General features: G+C 42.8%; 15 protein-coding genes and 1 other annotated feature. All 15 genes read right to left on the reverse strand.

Annotated elements, in window-relative coordinates; all coding sequences use genetic code 11:
- Nucleotides 1-9 precede the first annotated feature (9 nt).
- The 15 genes from thrS to accD all read right to left on the reverse strand — a co-directional run bounded on the left by thrS (nt 10) and on the right by accD (nt 18128).
- Nucleotides 10-1932 (reverse strand): threonine--tRNA ligase, encoded by a 1923-nt coding sequence (gene thrS / locus CS921_RS01570; protein WP_099221280.1) that lies wholly within the window; start codon nt 1930-1932, stop codon nt 10-12.
- A 67-nt stretch (nt 1933-1999) separates the two neighbouring features.
- Nucleotides 2000-2229 (reverse strand) — a binding site (T-box leader).
- Nucleotides 2230-2286: 57 nt separating this feature from the next.
- Entirely contained in the window at nt 2287-3213 is a 927-nt protein-coding gene (gene dnaI / locus CS921_RS01575; RefSeq protein ID WP_099221281.1) for a primosomal protein DnaI, read from the reverse strand.
- A 5-nt stretch (nt 3214-3218) separates the two neighbouring features.
- Nucleotides 3219-4625, reverse strand: coding sequence for a replication initiation and membrane attachment family protein (locus tag CS921_RS01580; protein ID WP_240422283.1), 1407 nt, complete (start codon nt 4623-4625; stop codon nt 3219-3221).
- A gap of 6 nt (nt 4626-4631) precedes the next feature.
- On the reverse strand, nt 4632-5096 hold the full coding sequence (gene nrdR / locus CS921_RS01585; RefSeq protein WP_099221282.1) for a transcriptional regulator NrdR: 465 nt from the start codon (nt 5094-5096) through the stop codon (nt 4632-4634).
- A 61-nt stretch (nt 5097-5157) separates the two neighbouring features.
- Nucleotides 5158-5760 carry a dephospho-CoA kinase gene (coaE, locus tag CS921_RS01590; protein ID WP_099221283.1) on the reverse strand — a complete coding sequence of 201 codons (603 nt, stop codon included), beginning with the start codon at nt 5758-5760 and terminating at the stop codon, nt 5158-5160.
- A 15-nt stretch (nt 5761-5775) separates the two neighbouring features.
- Nucleotides 5776-6597, reverse strand: a complete 822-nt coding sequence (gene mutM / locus CS921_RS01595) for a DNA-formamidopyrimidine glycosylase (protein WP_099221284.1) — start codon at nt 6595-6597, stop codon at nt 5776-5778.
- Between the two features lie 17 nt (nt 6598-6614).
- Nucleotides 6615-9242: a DNA polymerase I gene (gene polA / locus CS921_RS01600; protein ID WP_099221285.1), complete on the reverse strand. Its 2628-nt coding sequence runs from the start codon at nt 9240-9242 to the stop codon at nt 6615-6617.
- A 181-nt stretch (nt 9243-9423) separates the two neighbouring features.
- On the reverse strand, nt 9424-10695 hold the full coding sequence (icd, locus tag CS921_RS01605; RefSeq protein WP_276106587.1) for an NADP-dependent isocitrate dehydrogenase: 1272 nt from the start codon (nt 10693-10695) through the stop codon (nt 9424-9426).
- Nucleotides 10696-10708: 13 nt separating this feature from the next.
- Entirely contained in the window at nt 10709-11833 is a 1125-nt protein-coding gene (gene citZ, locus CS921_RS01610; RefSeq protein WP_099221287.1) for a citrate synthase, read from the reverse strand.
- A gap of 29 nt (nt 11834-11862) precedes the next feature.
- The gene (locus tag CS921_RS01615) at nt 11863-12324 is read right to left on the reverse strand and encodes a DUF441 domain-containing protein (protein ID WP_099221288.1); all 462 of its coding nucleotides are present in this window, start codon (nt 12322-12324) and stop codon (nt 11863-11865) included.
- 169 nt (nt 12325-12493) lie between these two features.
- Nucleotides 12494-12874, reverse strand: a complete 381-nt coding sequence (locus CS921_RS01620; RefSeq protein ID WP_099221289.1) for an FxsA family protein — start codon at nt 12872-12874, stop codon at nt 12494-12496.
- Nucleotides 12875-12992: 118 nt separating this feature from the next.
- Nucleotides 12993-14750: a pyruvate kinase gene (pyk, locus tag CS921_RS01625; protein WP_099221290.1), complete on the reverse strand. Its 1758-nt coding sequence runs from the start codon at nt 14748-14750 to the stop codon at nt 12993-12995.
- Between the two features lie 310 nt (nt 14751-15060).
- Nucleotides 15061-16020, reverse strand: a complete 960-nt coding sequence (pfkA, locus tag CS921_RS01630) for a 6-phosphofructokinase (protein ID WP_099221291.1) — start codon at nt 16018-16020, stop codon at nt 15061-15063.
- 274 nt (nt 16021-16294) lie between these two features.
- Nucleotides 16295-17251: an acetyl-CoA carboxylase carboxyltransferase subunit alpha gene (locus CS921_RS01635; protein ID WP_099221292.1), complete on the reverse strand. Its 957-nt coding sequence runs from the start codon at nt 17249-17251 to the stop codon at nt 16295-16297.
- A complete protein-coding gene (gene accD, locus CS921_RS01640) occupies nt 17241-18128 on the reverse strand; it encodes an acetyl-CoA carboxylase, carboxyltransferase subunit beta (RefSeq protein WP_099221293.1) in 888 nt (295 codons plus the stop codon). Before accD ends, CS921_RS01635 begins: the two co-directional genes overlap by 11 nt.
- Between the last annotated feature and the right edge of the window lie 179 nt (nt 18129-18307).

Genomic DNA, 18307 nt, shown 5'->3' on the forward strand with positions numbered 1-18307 from the left:
TTCAACGAATTAAAATTTTGTTACTTCAGCAATAATTTCTTGAATGAATTCTTGGATGCCCACTGTACGGGATTCTTTTTCTCCGTATTTACGAACATTTACTGCATCCGATGAAGCTTCCTGATCACCCAATACAAGTGCATAAGGGATTTTATGTGTTTGTGCTTCACGGATCTTATAGCCCAACTTTTCATTGCGTTCATCAATTTCTACACGGAAGCCAGCACGTTGCAGCTTATCTTGAACACTTTTAGCATACTCAAGATGAACATCTGCATTGACCGGAATGATTTCCATTTGTACGGGAGCAAGCCAAGTTGGGAAGGCCCCTTTATATTCTTCAATCAGATAGGCCACAAACCGTTCCATAGTTGAAACAACACCACGATGGATAACAACTGGGCGATGTTTGTCGCCGTCTTCCCCAATGTAAGTCAGATCAAAGCGTTCAGGAAGTAAGAAATCAAGCTGTACAGTGGAAAGCGTTTCTTCTTTGCCAATCGCTGTTTTTACTTGAACATCCAGTTTAGGCCCATAAAACGCTGCTTCACCTTCTGCTTCAAAGTAATCCATACCCATTTCATCCATCGCTTCTTTTAGCATGGTTTGGGCTTTTTCCCACATGGCATCATCGTCAAAATATTTTTCGGTATTCTCTGGATCCCGGTAGCTTAAGCGGAAATTGTAATCTGTAATATTGAAATCTTTGTAAACCTCTAAAATAAGTTCAAGTACACGTTTGAACTCATCTTTGATTTGATCTGGACGAACAAACACATGCGCATCGTTAAGCGTCATGCCGCGAACACGTTGCAGACCTGAAAGCGCCCCGCTCATTTCATAACGATGCATTAAGCCAAGCTCGGCAATTCGAATTGGTAATTCTCGGTAGCTGTGAATATCATTTTTATAAATCATCATATGATGCGGGCAGTTCATTGGGCGAAGAACTAATTCTTCATTTTCCATTTTCATCGTTGGGAACATATCTTCATGATAGTGGTCCCAGTGGCCACTTGTTTTGTAAAGTTCAACGTTCGCCATAATCGGTGTATAGACGTGATTGTAGCCAAGGCGTTCTTCTTTATCGACAATATAACGCTCGATTACGCGGCGAATCGTTGCACCCTTTGGTAGCCAAAGCGGCAATCCTTGTCCAACTTCTGGTGAATTGGCAAATAAATCGAGTTCTTTCCCTAATTTACGATGGTCACGTTCTTTAGCTTCTTCTTGCATTTTCAGAAACTCTTTTAATTGTTTTTTATCAAAGAAGGCCGTCCCATAAATCCGCTGTAGCATTTTATTATTGCTGTCCCCACGCCAGTATGCCCCTGCAACACTTAATAATTTAAAGACTTGCAATTTACCCGTTGAAGGTACATGCACACCACGGCAAAGATCGAAAAATTCACCTTGTGTGTAAATCGTGACTGTTTCATCTTCTGGAATGGCTTCAATTAGTTCTAACTTATAAGGATCGCCTAATTTTCCAAATCGCTCTACAGCTTCTGCACGGGAAACCACTTCACGTGTTATAGGCAAATTTTCACGTACAATCGCCTGCATTTCTTTTTCAATGGCTGGGAATGCTTCCTCACTGATGGCTGTTTCTGTATCGATATCATAATAAAAACCAGTATCAATCGCTGGACCTACGCCGAGTTTTACATCCGGATAGAGCCGTTTCAACGCTTGTGCCATCAAATGTGCTGTACTGTGCCGCAAAATTTCCAGCGCATCTGGATGATCAGGTGTTACGATTTCAATTTCTCCGTCTTCTTCAATGGGTGTTACCAAATCTACCAGTACGTGATTAATTTTGCCGGCCAAAGCTTTTTTCTTTAGGCTGGGGCTAATAGATTCCGCAATATCTGCTGTTGAAACGCCGCTTTCAAATTCTTTTACAGCGCCATCAGGAAATGTGATTTTCATATGATCTTCTCCTTTTATTCTAAACTTTAGCAAAAAGTGGATAAAAATAAAAAAACTCGCCCCTAAAACTAGGGACGAGTATTAAATACACGCGGTTCCACCCAAGATTTGATACACAAATTAGTGCATCCTCTTGTCACCGATAACGTAGGTGAGTCGTCTGTCATTACTAGTCCAAACGTTCCTGACAGAAGTTCAAAGGTGGTCCAAATCAAATTCAATGTGTGGAGGTTTCCAGCTACCCCTCCTTCTCTGTTCACTTGAGCTTTGAATGGTTGTCCTTATCATCACTGATTGCTTATTACTTGCATTATAAGCCCTAATATTTCATTTGGCAAGGACTTTTTCTGAAAATCAGTTTAGTCGGCGATTTTTACCCTCTAATTCAACTTCCTTAGCCAGATAGCGGATTCGTTCCATCAACCGTCTCGCTTTTAATTGTTCCTCCATACCGTTTTGCGAAAACGTGAGATGTGTTTCGAGCTGTGCCATATTGTAATTGGAGGAGAAGAAAGTCGGCAGCTGTTCCTGCATGCGGTATTGAAGGATTGCACCTAAAACTTCATCTCGCGTCCAAGCCGTCATTGATTCAGCTCCGATATCATCAAGCATTAAAATTTCCGTCTCTTTGGCAAATTGAATTTTTTCTCCCACGGTGTTGTCGGAAATGGCCTGTTTGACTTCACGCATGAACTCCGGCAGGTAAACAAGTGTGGTCGTGACGCCGCGCAAAGCCATTTCTCTGGCAATTGCACCTAGCAGATAAGACTTCCCTGTTCCAAAACTGCCATGAATGAAGAGGCCTTGCACCATTTTTTCATGTGTGGGATCATATTGCTGCATAAATTCACTTGCTGCAACCATGGCTAAAAGGCGCGGCTGCTCATCTGTGTAAAATTCATCAAGTGACGCCTCGACAACCTGTTTCGGCATATAAAGTGACTGAATGCGTCGTTCGATCGCACGTCTTCTATCTGATTCAATTTTCTCTGGCGTTGGATAATAGGTGACGGTCATGAACTCACCATTTAACACCAGTTTTGGGGCGTAACCAGGCATCAGAGTCACTTCATTTTCAGTGAATTTTTGATGTTGCGTCATGAATTCATACAAATTAGAAATATTTTGATTGATCAGCTGATCGGTTATTTCTGCTTCATTTTCCTTGAGAAATTGTTGAATTGGCGGATAAGCGAGGACTTTTTCTTTTAAAGTCTGATACTCTTTTTCAAAATTACGGCCTTCAAAAAGCTGTCCCAGCGTGCGTTCGATATTATCCATCTCGTTCACCTACCTTTCTTTAGATTTTGCTTGATTTTCCGAACCTGTTCTTCCAAGGCACGTTCTTCCTCTTCTGTGATGTCGAGCTTTTTCGTTTCAATTGTTTGTTCTTGTGTTGCGCCATTTTTAAACCAGTCTGGTAATACTTCTTTGCGCCCTTTTGCAGCTTTATGATAGCCTCGTCTTGCTTTGGGTTCAGTTGTTTCCTTTTCTTTTAAAGCCTTGTAGCGTTCGTGTTCGCTAACAGCAAGTTCCATTGCTTCTTTGGCCGTTTGGATTTTTTTACGTTTCCACTGGGAAGCGATTTTTTCCATATAATTTTTATAGAGTTTGCCATCTAATTGGTTCAGCACATAATCGACTAAGACCGTCATGACAGGTTCAGGCAATTTTTGCGAAGCCATGACTTCATCAATAATCTGTAGGTCAGCCTCTGAAGCCGATCCTTCCCCAAGATCAATCAGTCGCTGCTGTGGAGAAATTTTTTCAAAATAAGCCAGCAATGGATCTGTTGATGTTTCTGCTGAAAGTGAATCCGATGTTATTTCGTTTTGCGTCACGGTTTTGGACACTAATTGAGGATAATGCTTGTTGGCCAAACGATGACTATCACGCACGATCTTGCGCAACTGGTCAATATCGATGGTTCCGTCGTTTCTGGCGGCACGATATAAAAAGCGCACCATTTCTTTTTCCGTTGTCCCGTAAATATGATGCAGCTTGCGCATGGCCTTGATGACATCTGCTGTCACTTCTTTTCGCGCAAGCATATTAGGCGATAAAAGATCAAGTACAAGCGAAAGATCAAAGTCCTGCCCGTCTAATTCGATTGGAGCTGGTTCGCTGCCTGAAATCGGCTGTTCATCTGTTTCTTCAATCAGTACTTCCTGATTAGGTCGATAAGGGGCAAAAACGTCTTGGAAGGAACGGGTTACTTCTTGATAATGCTCCAGCTCTATCACCTTATCAGAAAATGATTCGCGCAATCGCTGGTAAGATTTGGCGCCAATTTGGCTATATAGATAAATATTTAAAAGGCCGTCTTGAAAAAATTGTGCAGGAGATAAAGGGGGCAATACTTCATAAAGATACTGCCGTTCATCGCCTGTTATTTTTTGATAGGATTTCAGAAGGCCCAGACCTTCAAGTTTTATGCGGGCGTCAAAAAAATCTTTGATGCCCATGTTGAGCAGGCCTAGAAGCTGCATGTGACTTTTAGGCTGGCTGCAAATCCGGTTATCTTCCACTTCTGCTACTAGCGTTGTGTAGAGCGCCAGGCAATCCGGTCCCATGAGTGGCTGATAAAGAAGCGTGACGATCCGCCGATCATAACTGGAAATAATGCCGCTTGTTTGAATCTGATACGAATCAACCGGCTTTAATTCCATCCAAAAGTCCGTCAATTGCCTCACCTTTCTTTACACTTTTTTATTTTTTTCCATTAGTTCTTTTAATTCATCGACAAATACATTGATATCTTTAAACTGGCGATACACGGAGGCAAAACGAACATAGGCCACTTCGTCCAAACCGGCAAGTTTGTCCATGACTTTCTCGCCAATCAAATCGGACGGCACTTCACTGTCGCCAATATTTCGCAGCTCACGTTCTACTTCTGTTACGATTTCTTCTAATTGCTCAATACTGACGGGACGCTTTTCACAAGCGCGAATCAGACCACGCCGTACTTTTTCCCGAGCAAATTCTTCTCTGGCACCATCTTTTTTCACTACAATCAGCGGGCTTTCCTCGACTTTTTCAAAGGTTGTAAACCGATAGCCGCATTCTTCACATTCACGGCGCCGACGAATAGAATTCCCGTCATCTGCTGGGCGCGAGTCGACAACACGTGTGCCGTTATATTTACAAGATGGACATTTCATCTCTTTCACTCCTGTCACTGAGAGGCTTTTTTCCTATTATACCACGGCGAAAAAGGCCTGGCTATTGGAAGTTTTTGAACTGTTGGATCAAGTGATCGACCTGTTTTTTCGTTTTTTCTAAAGAGCCATCATTGTCAATGACAAAATCCGCACGCTGCTCCTTTTCTTCAATCGGCATTTGCGTATCGATTTTTTGAATTGCAGCTTCTGCTTGTATCCCGTCCCTTGCCATAAGCCGCTTGATTTCTGTTTCACGGCTTGTCCGCACCACCACAATTTGATCAACGAGGGCTTCTAAATGGCTTTCGTACAAGAGCGGAATATCAAAAATGACAATCGTTTCTCCTGCTTCAAAAAGGGCTTCTCGTTCTTTTAACATGTAGGCTTTTACTTTTGGATGGACTATTTGGTTAAGGAGCGTTCGTTTTTCAGCATCCTCAAAGATGATTTTCCCGAGCTTGCCTCGATTTAATTCCCCTTCTTTTGTTAAAACCGTTTCGCCAAAATGTTGACGGATTTCTTCCAATCCGGCTGTTCCTTTTTCCACCACTTTCCGTGCGGCAATATCTGCATCTACAACTGCAAAGCCAGCTTCTTTCAGCCACTGACTAACGGTGGATTTTCCAGTAGCAATCGAACCGGTCAGCCCAATCGTTCGCTTCATTCGTCTTCACCTACTCTACTTCTGGCAGTTCGGGCAAAAATGTGTGCCTCTGCCATTTAATTTGATTTTTTCGATGGTGGTTCCACAGATCGGACAAGGCTCGCCTGCGTGGCCGTAAACTAACAGCTTCTCTTGGAATTGCCCAAGCTTCCCTTGCGAGTTCACATAGGTGCGAATCGTTGAGCCGCCAAGTGCAACAGCCTCGCGGAGAACATTTTTAGTTTCCTTGTAAATGCGTGTGATTTCAGAATCGGAGAGCGTGGATCCTGCCCGTTCTGGCCGAACTTTGGCACGAAAAAGAATTTCATCTGCATAAATATTTCCGATACCTGCAACCAGTCGCTGATCCAGCAGAGCGGTTTTCACAGCACGGCTCGTTCGTTTCAATTTTTCTGCAAAGGGTGGCAGTGTGAAGAGCTCGCTTAGGGGTTCTGGTCCAAGCTTTTGAATCGATTTTGTTTCTTCTTCGCCTTTTTTATGCGTGATTTCCATTGTGCCAAACTTGCGGACATCTAGAAATCTTAGTTCGGTGTGATCGGTAAAATGAAAGATGATATGTGTGTGTTTGCTCACTTCATCCTGCTCATTTAGCAACCGAAACTTTCCTTCCATTCGTAAATGAGCAAGGAGTGTGCAATGTGTGAGATCGAGTAGCAGAAATTTACCGCGGCGGCGAACTTCCTCAATCGTTTGACCGATCAGGGTGTGCACAAATTCATCCGGTTCCATTCCATGAATCATTTTTGGTACTTGAACGATTACTTGATCGATGGTTTTTCCGGGAACCAGCTCTTCCAATGTTTGACGGACATTTTCTACTTCTGGCAATTCTGGCATGCGACTTCTTCCTTTCTCTATTTCGCTTCGTACCAAGTATTACCATAAGCACTGTCTACTTTAAGCGGTACAGAAAGCTGAACAGCATTTTCCATCACTTCTGGTACGATTTTTTCTAATTGGGCAATTTCTTCTTCTGGTGCCTCAAAGATCAATTCATCATGTACTTGTAAAAGTAAGTGCGCCTGAAGGTTTTCTGATTTTAAGCGCTCGTTCATGAGGATCATTGCTTTTTTAATGATGTCAGCAGCACTCCCTTGAATCGGTGTGTTCATGGCCGTCCGTTCTGCAAAACTGCGCACATTAAAGTTGCGGCTGGTGATTTCTGGAATGTAGCGTCTCCGGTGTAGAATGGTTTCTACATAGCCTTTTTCTTTGGCAAAGCGGACAATATCTGCCATATATTCTTTGACGGCTGGATAGCTCTTAAAATAACGCTCGATAAAATCTTTGGCTTCTTTTCGAGTAATGCCTAGATTTTGCGATAAGCCATAGTCTGAAATACCATATACGATGCCAAAATTGACGGCTTTGGCTTGGCGACGCATCAGTGAATCTACTTGCTCTTTTTCAACATGGAAAACGTCCATCGCAGTTTTCGTATGGATGTCATAATCATGCTGGAACGCGTAGATCAAGTTCTCATCTTCGGAAATATGGGCCAGAACACGTAGTTCTACTTGCGAATAATCGGCGGAGAAAATCTTCCAGCCGGGTTCACTTGGAATAAAGACTTCACGAATCTTTCTGCCTTCTTCTAGTCGAATCGGGATATTTTGCAGGTTGGGATCCACTGAACTAAGCCGTCCTGTCTGCGTCAATGTTTGGTTAAAGCGGGTATGGACTTTTTTCTCAATCGGATCTGTTACTTTTAACAAGCCTTCAATATAGGTCGACTGAATTTTGCCCAGTTGTCTGTAAATCAAGATCTCATCAATAATCGGATGTTGGCCGGAAAGCGCTTCTAAGACATCGGCAGCAGTCGAGTAGCCCGTTTTCGTTTTTTTGATAACCGGGAGGCCTAAATTTTCAAATAAAACGATCCCTAACTGTTTGGGTGAATTAATATTAAACGCTCCGCCAGCAAGGCCGTGAATCGACGTTTCCAGATTGGCCAAACGATTGGCGAGCTCTCCTTTCATTTCTTCGAGGCGATCCGTATCTACACTCACGCCATATTTTTCCATTTTAGCCAGCACAAATGTAAGCGGAAGTTCGATATCTTCCATCAATTCGAGCTGCTCATTAGCCTCTAGTTCTTGAGTTAGAATTTTTTCTAGGTTTGCTGTTGCCACAGCTTTTCGTGCTAAATGTTCCCCGATTGCCGCTTCGTCTGGCAGCTTTCGTTTAGCGCCTTTGCCGTAAACCGCTTCATCCGACTGGACATCTGTTTCCCCATGTCGTTCTGCCACGCTGTAAAAGTCATCGATCGTTTCAGAAGGGTTCAGCAAATAGGAAGCCAGCATGTCGTCAAAAACAATCCCTGCTGATCGAACGCCAAAACGTTGACTGACGACCGCTACTTTCTTGGCATCATACGTTACCTTTTCCGCGTCACTACCAAGCCATGCTGTAAACTCTGGGCTATTTTTTGCCGTTTCTTCGTTAAAATAGTAGGTTCCTTTGTCTGAATGAAGGGCAAAACCGATAATGGGTGCCGTATGATAATTGTCACCGTCCATTTCGATATAGAGAGCCGTTTTTTTACCAAAATGTTCCTTTTTTACCACTGCTAACGTTTCAAAAGAAATTTCTTTCAGTTCCTCGGTTTGTGCTGCGTCGCCTTGTTCAAGATTCTTCAAGATCTGCTTGAACTCAAGCTCTTTTAAAAATGGGATCACTTTTTCAGGTTGATAGCCTTGATAGGCCGTTTCTTTTAGGTGTGTTTCAATTGGCGCTGAGGTATTAATTGTCGCCAGTTCCTTACTTAAAAGGGCCATTTCTTTATTTTCAATCACTTTTTCTTTCAATTTCTTGCCGCTGATTTCCTCTGCATGTTCTAGGACAGATTCCACCGTGCCATCGAATTGATGTAACAGCTTGAGAGCCGTTTTTTCACCTACACTTGGAATGCCGGGGATGTTATCAGAAGAATCGCCCATAAGTCCTTTTAGGTCAATAATTTGCGCTGGTGTCAGTCCGTATTTTTCTTGGAGTGTTTCCGGCGTATTGATTTCCATATCTGTAATCCCTTTTTTTGTGATAAAGACAGTGGTTTTATCTGTGGCAAGCTGCGTCAAATCACGGTCGCCGGTGATGATAACCGTTTCAAATCCCTCTTGCTCTGCCTCCTTTGCCAAGGTACCGATAATGTCATCTGCTTCATAATCAGCCAGCTCATAGCGCGGAATATCATACGCATCTAGCAATTGGCGAATCAGTGGAAATTGCTCAGAAAGTTCACTAGGTGTTTTCTGACGACCTCCTTTATATTCTTGATACGTCTTATGTCTAAAAGTTGTTTTCCCAGCATCAAATGCAACGAGCACATGGTCCGGTTTTTCTTTATCTAAAACATTATTCAGCATCATTGTAAAGCCAAGAACTGCATTCGTATAAATCCCTTTCTGGCTGGATAAAAGCGGTAACGCATAAAAGGCGCGACTAGCAATACTGTTACCATCTATCAAAATTAATTTACTCACGGAAAGTGGCCTCCTCATTCAAAATCAGATATATCTATTTTACCATAAGTGCCTGAGCCAAGGAACTTTGGCGCATATTTGGTTTCTTTAACAAAAAAGATGGTCTCCCGATATGGAAACCATCTAAAAGCGAACATTAATTATATAAGGCTAAAATTCAACCCAGAAAAAACATACATTTTCAAAATTTATCAATCAATCGATCTGCAAATTCCGAACATTTCACTTCTGTCGCTTGATCCATTAATCGAGCGAAATCATACGTCACTGTTTTAGCAGCAATCGTCTGCTCCATCGCCTCTGTGATCAGCTGAGCCGCCTCATGCCACCCAATATGTTCCAGCATCAAGGTTCCAGAAAGAATCACCGAAGAAGGATTTACTTTGTCGAGGCCAGCATATTTTGGCGCTGTTCCATGCGTTGCTTCAAAAATGGCGTGTCCCGTCAAGTAATTGATGTTGGCACCAGGCGCAATCCCGATTCCGCCAACTTGAGCCGCTAGTGCATCTGAAATATAGTCGCCATTTAAGTTCATCGTCGCAACCACGTCGAATTCAGCCGGACGTGTTAAAATTTGCTGCAAGAAAATATCTGCAATCGCATCTTTCACTAACAATTTGCCCGCTGCCAGCGCTTCGGATTGCTTCTTGTCCGCAGCCTCTGCTCCTTCTTGTTCTTTGATACGGTCATATTCATTCCAAGTAAAGACGCGATCACCAAATTCACGTTCAGCAAGTGCATAGCCCCAATTTTTAAATGCACCTTCTGTAAATTTCATGATATTGCCTTTATGAACGAGTGTTAATGATTTGCGGCCTTCACTTAGTGCATATTCAATCGCGGCACGCACCAAGCGTTCAGTGCCTTCCTTAGAAACAGGCTTCACACCAATTCCCGATGTTTCAGGGAAGCGTATTTTATTGACACCGAATTCAGTTTCCAAAAAGTCGATTAGTTTTTTGGCTTCTTGACTACCTTCTTGAAATTCAATGCCGGCATAAATATCTTCTGTATTTTCACGAAAAATTACCATATCTGTGTCTTCTGGCCGTTTCACAGGGGAAGGAACTCCTTTGAAATAACGAACTGGGCGTAAGCAGACATATAAATCCAACTCTTGACGAAGCGCAACATTCAATGAACGGATGCCACCACCGATTGGCGTTGTTAGTGGGCCTTTAATTGCAATTAGATATTCACGAATAGTATCAAGCGTTTCTTGCGGCAGCCACTCGCCTGTTTGATGAAAGGCTTTTTCGCCAGCTAATACTTCTTTCCAGCTGATGGAACGTTCCCCATTATAAGCTTTTTGAACAGCTGCATCCAGTACGCGCTTTGCTGCCCGCCAAATATCTGGTCCTGTTCCATCTCCTTCAATAAACGGAATGATCGGATGTGCCGGTGTTTGTAATACACCATTCTTTACTTGGATTTTTTCACCTTGTGTCATTATTTGAAAAGCCTCCTTATATTCTTTCTTCAATCGGGATAAATGGACGATCTTCCGGCCCTACATAAATAGCGCGTGGACGAATCAATCGGTTATCACGATATTGCTCAAAAATGTGTGCGAGCCAGCCGGAAACACGACTGACGGAGAATACGAGCGTAAACAGGTCGACATCAATTCCTAACGCGTGATACACGGAAGCCGAGTAGAAATCGACATTCGGGCGAAGGTGTTTCAATTCCCATACGGCCTGTTCCACTTCAACGGAAAGCTGGTACCATTTTTCCTCTTGTTTTTGTTTCGTAAGACGCTCGCTCATTACACGTAAATGTTTGGCACGGGGGTCACCATTACGATAGACACGGTGGCCAAAGCCCATGATTTTCTGCTTATTATCAATTTTATATTGAATATAATCGCGGACATTTGAACTTTGGGCATCAATTTCTTCCAGCATGTCAAACACGCGCTCATTGGCACCGCCATGCAAAGGGCCTTTTAATGCACCAATCGCCGCTGTTACACCTGAATAGACGTCGGATAAAGTGGCTACACAGACGCGCGCAGTGAATGTGGAAGCATTAAACTCATGATCTGCATGAAGAACAAGCGCTTTATTCATGGCCTCGACGGATAGCGCGTCAGCTTCTTCGCCAGTTAGCATATAGAGGAAATTGGCAGCTACACTGAGTTCCTTTTTAGGCGGAATAGGATCTAGGCCGCGCCGGATGCGTGAAAACGCGGCAACAATTGTCGGCATTTTCGCTTGCAGACGGATCCCTTTTCGATAAACGGATTCCCCGTCATCCAACTCGGCTTCTGTATCAAAGACGCCTAACATGGAAACCGTTGTCCGAAGTACGCTCATTGGATGCAGTTTTTGGTGATGCTGCATCCGAAGACTGGTAATAATCGTTTCTGATACGGCCATGTTTTCACTAAGTTCTTCATTGAATTTTTTTAATTCGGCTTTATTTGGCAAGCGTAGATGCCATAATAAATAAACAACTTCCTCAAACGAAACCTGATGCTCGATTAAATCATTGATGTCATACCCTACATATTTCAATGTGCTGTCAATGATCGAGCTGATCGACGTTTCTGCGACATAAACATTTTCCAAACCCTTTGAAACTGTCATAATTATCCTCCTTCTTCCCCTTCATTCTGTTACCGATTAAAAAGCGGAATCTGCATGATCATGTAAGCAATCCCTGAAGCAATAACTGGACCAGCTGCTAGACCGCGGAACAATACCACGGCTAAAATTGTACCAAAAACAAGTGAAACGGTAATTTGCGGATCAACGGCCATATAGTCGACACCTTTACGCGAAAGAATCGAAACGAGTATCCCCGCGCCCAGTCCCACCCAACCAGCTGCCGAACGGAACGATTCAAAGAGGTCCTTAAAACCAATCTGACCTGTGGCAATCGGGATAAGAATGGCGATCGTGATGATTGTTACACCCCAATTGATCCCTTTTGCTCCAATCGTTTCCATAATTTTTGCATCTGCATGGAATAGTTTTAATAAGATGACGACAGCAACGGCAATCACCAACGAATTGTTTTTGGCAATCAAACCTAAAATTAAAAATAGCAATAAAAATAACATACTTTCTGTAAACATAACATGCAACCTTTCCCGCACTGACCCCTTTTGTCAGATAAGAATTATTATAGCACAAATTTCATGTGTAGTATAACACAAACCTATTGAATATTTGATTTGCGATAAGAAAAGACGATCACTTCTTTTCAAGATGGAATAAAACGGGCCATCCGATTGAAAGCCCGTTTTACATGTCAAAAAAGTAAAAATGTGTATGCTTGCCTGTTTTTTGATCAAGCCATTTGGCAAGTTTCGGCTTTAAACGATTGCGAATAAAAGGAATGAACAATAATAAGCCGCAGAGTGTCGTCACAATCCCAGGAATTGTCAGGAAAAAAGCGGCGATGGCAAAACAGATACTGTCGAGTAAATAAGGTGCGACTGTTCTCCCGTCACGCAATTGGAACAAAAAACTTCCGCCTAGTTTTTTAAACATATAAATCCCAAAAACACTCGAAGCAACTTGAATCAGGATTAGTGGCAATAAGCCGATCCATTCAAAGAGCCAAATGTAAACAATCAGTTCAATCAATCCATATGCTGCCCAATATAAAATAAATCGTTTCATTATTCTCACTCCAAACGTTTGCTTGTTTTATATTATAACGTATTTTAGAGAAAGCGCGAAATGGAAAGCAATAAAAAAAGCCCAAGTCCCGAAAGACTTGAGCTTATTCATATAAATTTTAGTGTGTAGCTGTTGTACCGTTGTAGACATTGCCTTGACGTGCGTCTACTGTGATTACTTCGCCATCTTTCACTTTATCCGTCGCACCAGCAGCGCCAACGATCACTGGGATACCCAGGTTGATGCCAACTACAGCTGCATGACTTGTTAAGCCGCCTTCTTCAACCACAACGGCTGCACTCTTTTCAAATGCTGGAAGAATTTCTTTGTCAGTTGTTTTTACAACTAAAATGCCGCCTTCTTCTGCTTTTGCAAGTGCTTCTGCATTGTTTTTAGCAACAATTGCTTTACCGCTGACAGATTCACGGCCAATGCCATGACCTTTGACAACTTTTTCGCCAATTAATTGGATCTTCATAACGTTTGTTGTGCCACTTTCTGCAACTGGCACACCAGCAGTAATGATAATTAGATCGCCATTTTGAGCAAGACCGGATGAAACGGCTTCTTTTACTGCCAAATCAAACATATCGTCTGTGCTTTCTACTGGAGAAGCAAGTTGTGCATAAACGCCCCATGAAAGTGCAAGTGAGCGACAAACGTGTTCATTGAAGGTAACCGCCAAAATATGAGATTTTGGACGATATTTAGAAATCATACGTGCAGTGTGACCGCTTTGAGTAGCAGCAACGATCGTCTGAACATCCAGATTACGTGCAGTATGGCCAACCGCTTGACCGATTGCTTCCGTCATATCTGTATTTGCATGCATTTTAAGCGCAAATTTGTCTTGTGTGATCAATGCTTCTTCTGTACGAAGCGCAATTTTTGCCATCATTTGAACAGATTCTACTGGATAGTCTCCGGCAGCAGTTTCACCAGAAAGCATGATTGCATCTGTACCATCGAAAATCGCATTGGCAACGTCAGAAGCTTCCGCACGTGTTGGACGCGGGTTGCGTTGCATGGAATCAAGCATTTGTGTAGCTGTTACAACTGGTTTTCCTAATTTATTACATTTTCTGATCAATTCTTTTTGAACGATTGGTACTTCTTCAGCTGGAATTTCAACGCCAAGGTCCCCACGAGCAACCATCAAGCCTTGAGAAACTTGCAAGATTTCATCGATGTTATCAACGCCTTCTTGGTTTTCGATTTTAGGGATGATTTGAACGTGTGTCGCATTGTTTTCTTCCAAAATCTTTGTGATTTCAAGAACGTCAGAAGCACGACGAACGAAAGATGCTGCGATAAAGTCAATACCTTGACCTAAACCAAAACGAATGTCATTGGCATCTTTTTCAGTAATCCCTGGAAGATTGATGGAAACGTTTGGTACGTTTACACCTTTTTTATTTTTAAGAACGCCAGGATTTTGAACTTTTGTTACAAGTTCACGGTTGGCTGCATCTTTTTCAGTGACTTCTAAACCGATCAAGCCATCATCAAGCAAGATAACAGAACCGATTTCTACATCATCAAATAATTGATCGTAAGTAACGGAGAATTTTTCTTTCGTTCCTTCTACTTGTTTCATTGCCACACGAACAACGTCGCCTTTAGCAAATTCAACTTTTCCGCCTACCATGTCATGTGTGCGGATTTCTGGTCCTTTTGTATCTAGTAAAAGCGCAACAGGTTTTCCTGTTTTACGTGCGGCTTCGCGGATATTTTCAATACGAGCACCATGTTCTTCGTAATCGCCGTGTGAAAAGTTCAAGCGCGCTACATTCATGCCGGATTCGATCAATTTGACTAATGTGTCAACTGACTCACTAGCAGGTCCGATTGTACAAACAATTTTCGTTTTTTTCATGTTTTTTTACTCCTCCTAGAACTACCTATTCATTCATACTTCATTATAAACACATCTACTACATTTTACCAGCATCATCCTTGTGATACAAGCGGTTTGTGAAAGTTCTTCCAAAGTAAAAACTTTGATAGCGGTCGTGCCCTTCCCCTAATCCATTCTAAAGAGGAGCATGTAACGCTTCCATAAATTTTACTAAAACTTTTTTGTGTTTTCATAATTATTTTCATAAGAAAGCTGAAAACCCTATTTTCACAAACTTTTTCAAAAAAGTCACTATCTCCTAACCTGGAAATAGTGACTTCTGGTTCCGTTAGATTGAAAGGATGGATGCTAGATTGAACATATTGTCATCTAAATGATGTTTTTCTTTCAAAATTTCTGTGATGTTGTTTTCGACAATTTTGTTTTCACGAATACCAACAGCTAGACCGCCGCGGTTTTCGATCAATAGTTCAACAGCACGTGCGCCTAAACGGCTGGCAAGTACACGGTCGAAAGCGGTTGGGCTGCCTCCACGTTGTACGTGACCTAATACTGTTACACGAGCATGGTAGTCCCCATACTCAGCTAGTTTTTCAGCAAATGCATTTCCGCTCATAACGCCTTCTGCTACAACAATAATGCTGTGTTTTTTACCGCGTTCGCGTCCTTTATTCAAGCGTTCTACGACATCATCCATGTTGAATGTTTCTTCAGGCACGATAATGGCTTCCGCGCCACCAGCAAGACCAGACCAAAGCGCGATATCACCTGCATCACGACCCATAACTTCAATGATGAAAGTACGTTCATGGCTTGTTGCTGTATCCCGGATTTTATCGAGTGCATCCAAAACAGTGTTAAGTGCTGTATCAAAACCAATTGTAAAATCAGTTCCAGAAATGTCATTATCAATCGTTCCTGGAATGCCAATTGTTGGGAAACCGCGTTTTGTCAGTGCTTCCGCTCCGTGATAAGAGCCGTCGCCACCAATGACAACAAGTCCGTCGATTTGATGTTTTTTCAGCTGCTCAATCCCTTTAAGTTGGCCTTCTTCTGTTGCAAACTCAGGATAACGAGCGGAATATAAGAAAGTTCCGCCACGGTGTAGAAGATCTCCTACTGAGCCTAATTCCAATTTATGAATATTTCCGTTTACAAGACCTAAGAAGCCATAATCAATTCCATAAACTTCCAGTCCTTCATAAATACCTTTACGCACGACTGCGCGGGCAGCGGCGTTCATGCCAGGTGCATCTCCGCCACTGGTCAATACTGCTATACGTTTCATTTTACTACCACCTCAGACAATGATATTTTATCACACGCCTTATTTTACATGAAAAAACTGGAAATGGAAAGCGCCAATCCTAGCTGTTTTTGCCTGTTTTTCAGAAAAAATGACCGTTTCATCTAAATGGTATAAGCAAAAAACCTTTCAAAAAGGCTTTTTAATGGCTTTATGGATTTATTGGTATATACATTTAAGTTTTTCAAGAAATTCGGCTGTTTTTCTTGATGAGGTATAGACCAATTAAAAAACGACCCCAAAAGAGGTCGCTTTGTTAAATGGTGTCGTACACACCGATCTGTTTATATTTGTTGTAGCGCTGCTCGACAAGTTGCTCTTCTGAAAGTGCTGTGAGTCGATGCAGAGATTTATTGATGGTTTTTTCGATGGCCTTGGCTTGTGTCGCAAGGTCATGATGGGCACCGCCTTTTACTTCCGGCACAATGCCATCTGTGATTCCCAGTTCAAACAGATCCGCTGCTGTGATGCGCATAGATTCAGCCGCTTTCTTGGCTTTCGAAGCATCTTTCCACAGGATGGCGGCTGCTCCTTCTGGGGATATAACGGAGAAAACAGCATTTTCCAGCATGTAAATCTCATTGCCCACGCCAAGTGCAAGCGCGCCGCCACTTCCGCCTTCCCCAATGACGATACAAATAATGGGTACTTTCATATCGCTCATCTCATAAAGGTTACGGGCAATGGCCTCGCTTTGGCCGCGTTCTTCAGCTGCTCGACCGGGATAGGCACCTTTTGTATCAATAAAGCAGATGATCGGTCGGCCGAATTTGTTGGCCTGCTGCATTAAACGAAGGGCTTTGCGGAAGCCTTCTGGATGAGGCATACCAAAATTGCGGTACAGATTGTCTTTGGTATCTTTGCCGCGCTGATGACCGATAACTGTGACCGGCTGCCCTTTAAACGTAGCTATACCGCCGACGATTGCCGGGTCATCTCCAAATGTTCGATCTCCGTGAAGCTCCATAAAATCTTCAAATAACAGGGGAATGTAGTCAAGCGTTGTCGGACGATCTGGATGCCGAGCTACTTGGAATTTATCCCAGGCGGTCATATTACTGTAGATTTCCTCTTCTAATTTAGCGAGACGATGCTCCAGTTTTTCAATTTCATTGGTCAAATCAACATCGGCTTTTTCGTTATATTCTTTTAAGTCGATGATTTTCTGCCGCAATTCAAGAATCGGCTTTTCAAATTCCATTTCACCTGCCATCTGTTGATTCAACCTCCTCTGTTTCTGGGCGAACATGTACGCGCAAAATAAAACCTAATTTATCGCGAAGTTCCAGTCGGGATACCACTTTGTCCAACTGACCGTGCTTCATGAGAAACTCAGCTGTCTGGAAGTCTTCCGGCAATTCTTCACGAACGGTTTGCTCGATTACGCGACGTCCGGCGAACCCGATTAACGCCCCAGGTTCAGCAAGATTAAAGTCACCTAAGGAAGCAAAACTAGCCGAAACGCCACCTGTTGTCGGGTGGGTCATTACGGTTATTGCCAGTCCGCCATGGCTACTGAATCGTTTGAATGCAGCGGATGTTTTGGTCATTTGCATCAGTGAGAGCATCCCTTCTTGCATCCGGGCGCCGCCTGACGCAGTAAAAATAAGGAATGGCACCTTAGAGCGATCCGCTTCTTCAACGGCACGCAGAATCTTTTCTCCTACAACAGAGCCCATACTGGCCATGCGGAAACGAGAATCCATGACAGCAATCACAAACGGCAGGCCATCTATTTTTGCATGACCGGTTAGGATGGCTTCATTTAGTTCTGTTTTGGCCTTATCTGTTTCGATGCGTTCCATGTAATTTTCAAAACCAAGTGGATTGGCTGTTGTCAACTCGCCGTCCAGCTCGCGGAAAGAACCTTCATCCACAAGAAACTGTACGCGTTTTTGTGCGCCGATCGGATGGTGAAAGCCACAATGACTGCACACCATTAGGTTTTTCTCAAGTTCCTTCGTGTACATGATCTTTTTGCATTTCGGACATTTCGTCATGATCCCTTCCGGCACGTCATGTTTTGAGCCATCTGTCGGGATTGTCGCATATTTTTTCTTCTTTGGCTTAGTAAATAATTCTCCTAACAAAGATGAAACCTCCCTACTTACGCTTTCTACGACCGACTCATTTCAGGGTGAAAATAATAATAAAATAATAGCTGCTTAACCCTTTTTTCTTTCATAAGTCGGGAAAATGCCATTGTTCTTTGACAAAGAAAGATCAGTCTGCCAATCTAACTCGCTTGGCAGACTGTAAATGAACGTTT

Origin of the sequence: Listeria costaricensis (assembly GCF_900183385.1) — a bacterium.
GTDB classification, from domain to species: Bacteria; Bacillota; Bacilli; order Lactobacillales; family Listeriaceae; genus Listeria; species Listeria costaricensis.

Excerpts from the sequence above, each read along its gene's own strand:
- mutM (WP_099221284.1), bottom strand. The coding sequence starts at position 6,597 with ATGCCAGAATTGCCAGAAGTAGAAAATGTCCGTCAAACATTGGAAGAG.
- nrdR (WP_099221282.1), bottom strand. The coding sequence starts at position 5,096 with ATGAAATGTCCATCTTGTAAATATAACGGCACACGTGTTGTCGACTCG.
- dnaI (WP_099221281.1), bottom strand. The coding sequence starts at position 3,213 with ATGGATAATATCGAACGCACGCTGGGACAGCTTTTTGAAGGCCGTAAT.
- CS921_RS01615 (WP_099221288.1), bottom strand. The coding sequence starts at position 12,324 with ATGTTTACAGAAAGTATGTTATTTTTATTGCTATTTTTAATTTTAGGT.
- coaE (WP_099221283.1), bottom strand. The coding sequence starts at position 5,760 with ATGAAGCGAACGATTGGGCTGACCGGTTCGATTGCTACTGGAAAATCC.
- CS921_RS01620 (WP_099221289.1), bottom strand. The coding sequence starts at position 12,874 with ATGAAACGATTTATTTTATATTGGGCAGCATATGGATTGATTGAACTG.
- CS921_RS01635 (WP_099221292.1), bottom strand. The coding sequence starts at position 17,251 with ATGGCAGGTGAAATGGAATTTGAAAAGCCGATTCTTGAATTGCGGCAG.
- pfkA (WP_099221291.1), bottom strand. The coding sequence starts at position 16,020 with ATGAAACGTATAGCAGTATTGACCAGTGGCGGAGATGCACCTGGCATG.
- pyk (WP_099221290.1), bottom strand. The coding sequence starts at position 14,750 with ATGAAAAAAACGAAAATTGTTTGTACAATCGGACCTGCTAGTGAGTCA.
- thrS (WP_099221280.1), bottom strand. The coding sequence starts at position 1,932 with ATGAAAATCACATTTCCTGATGGCGCTGTAAAAGAATTTGAAAGCGGC.
- citZ (WP_099221287.1), bottom strand. The coding sequence starts at position 11,833 with ATGACAGTTTCAAAGGGTTTGGAAAATGTTTATGTCGCAGAAACGTCG.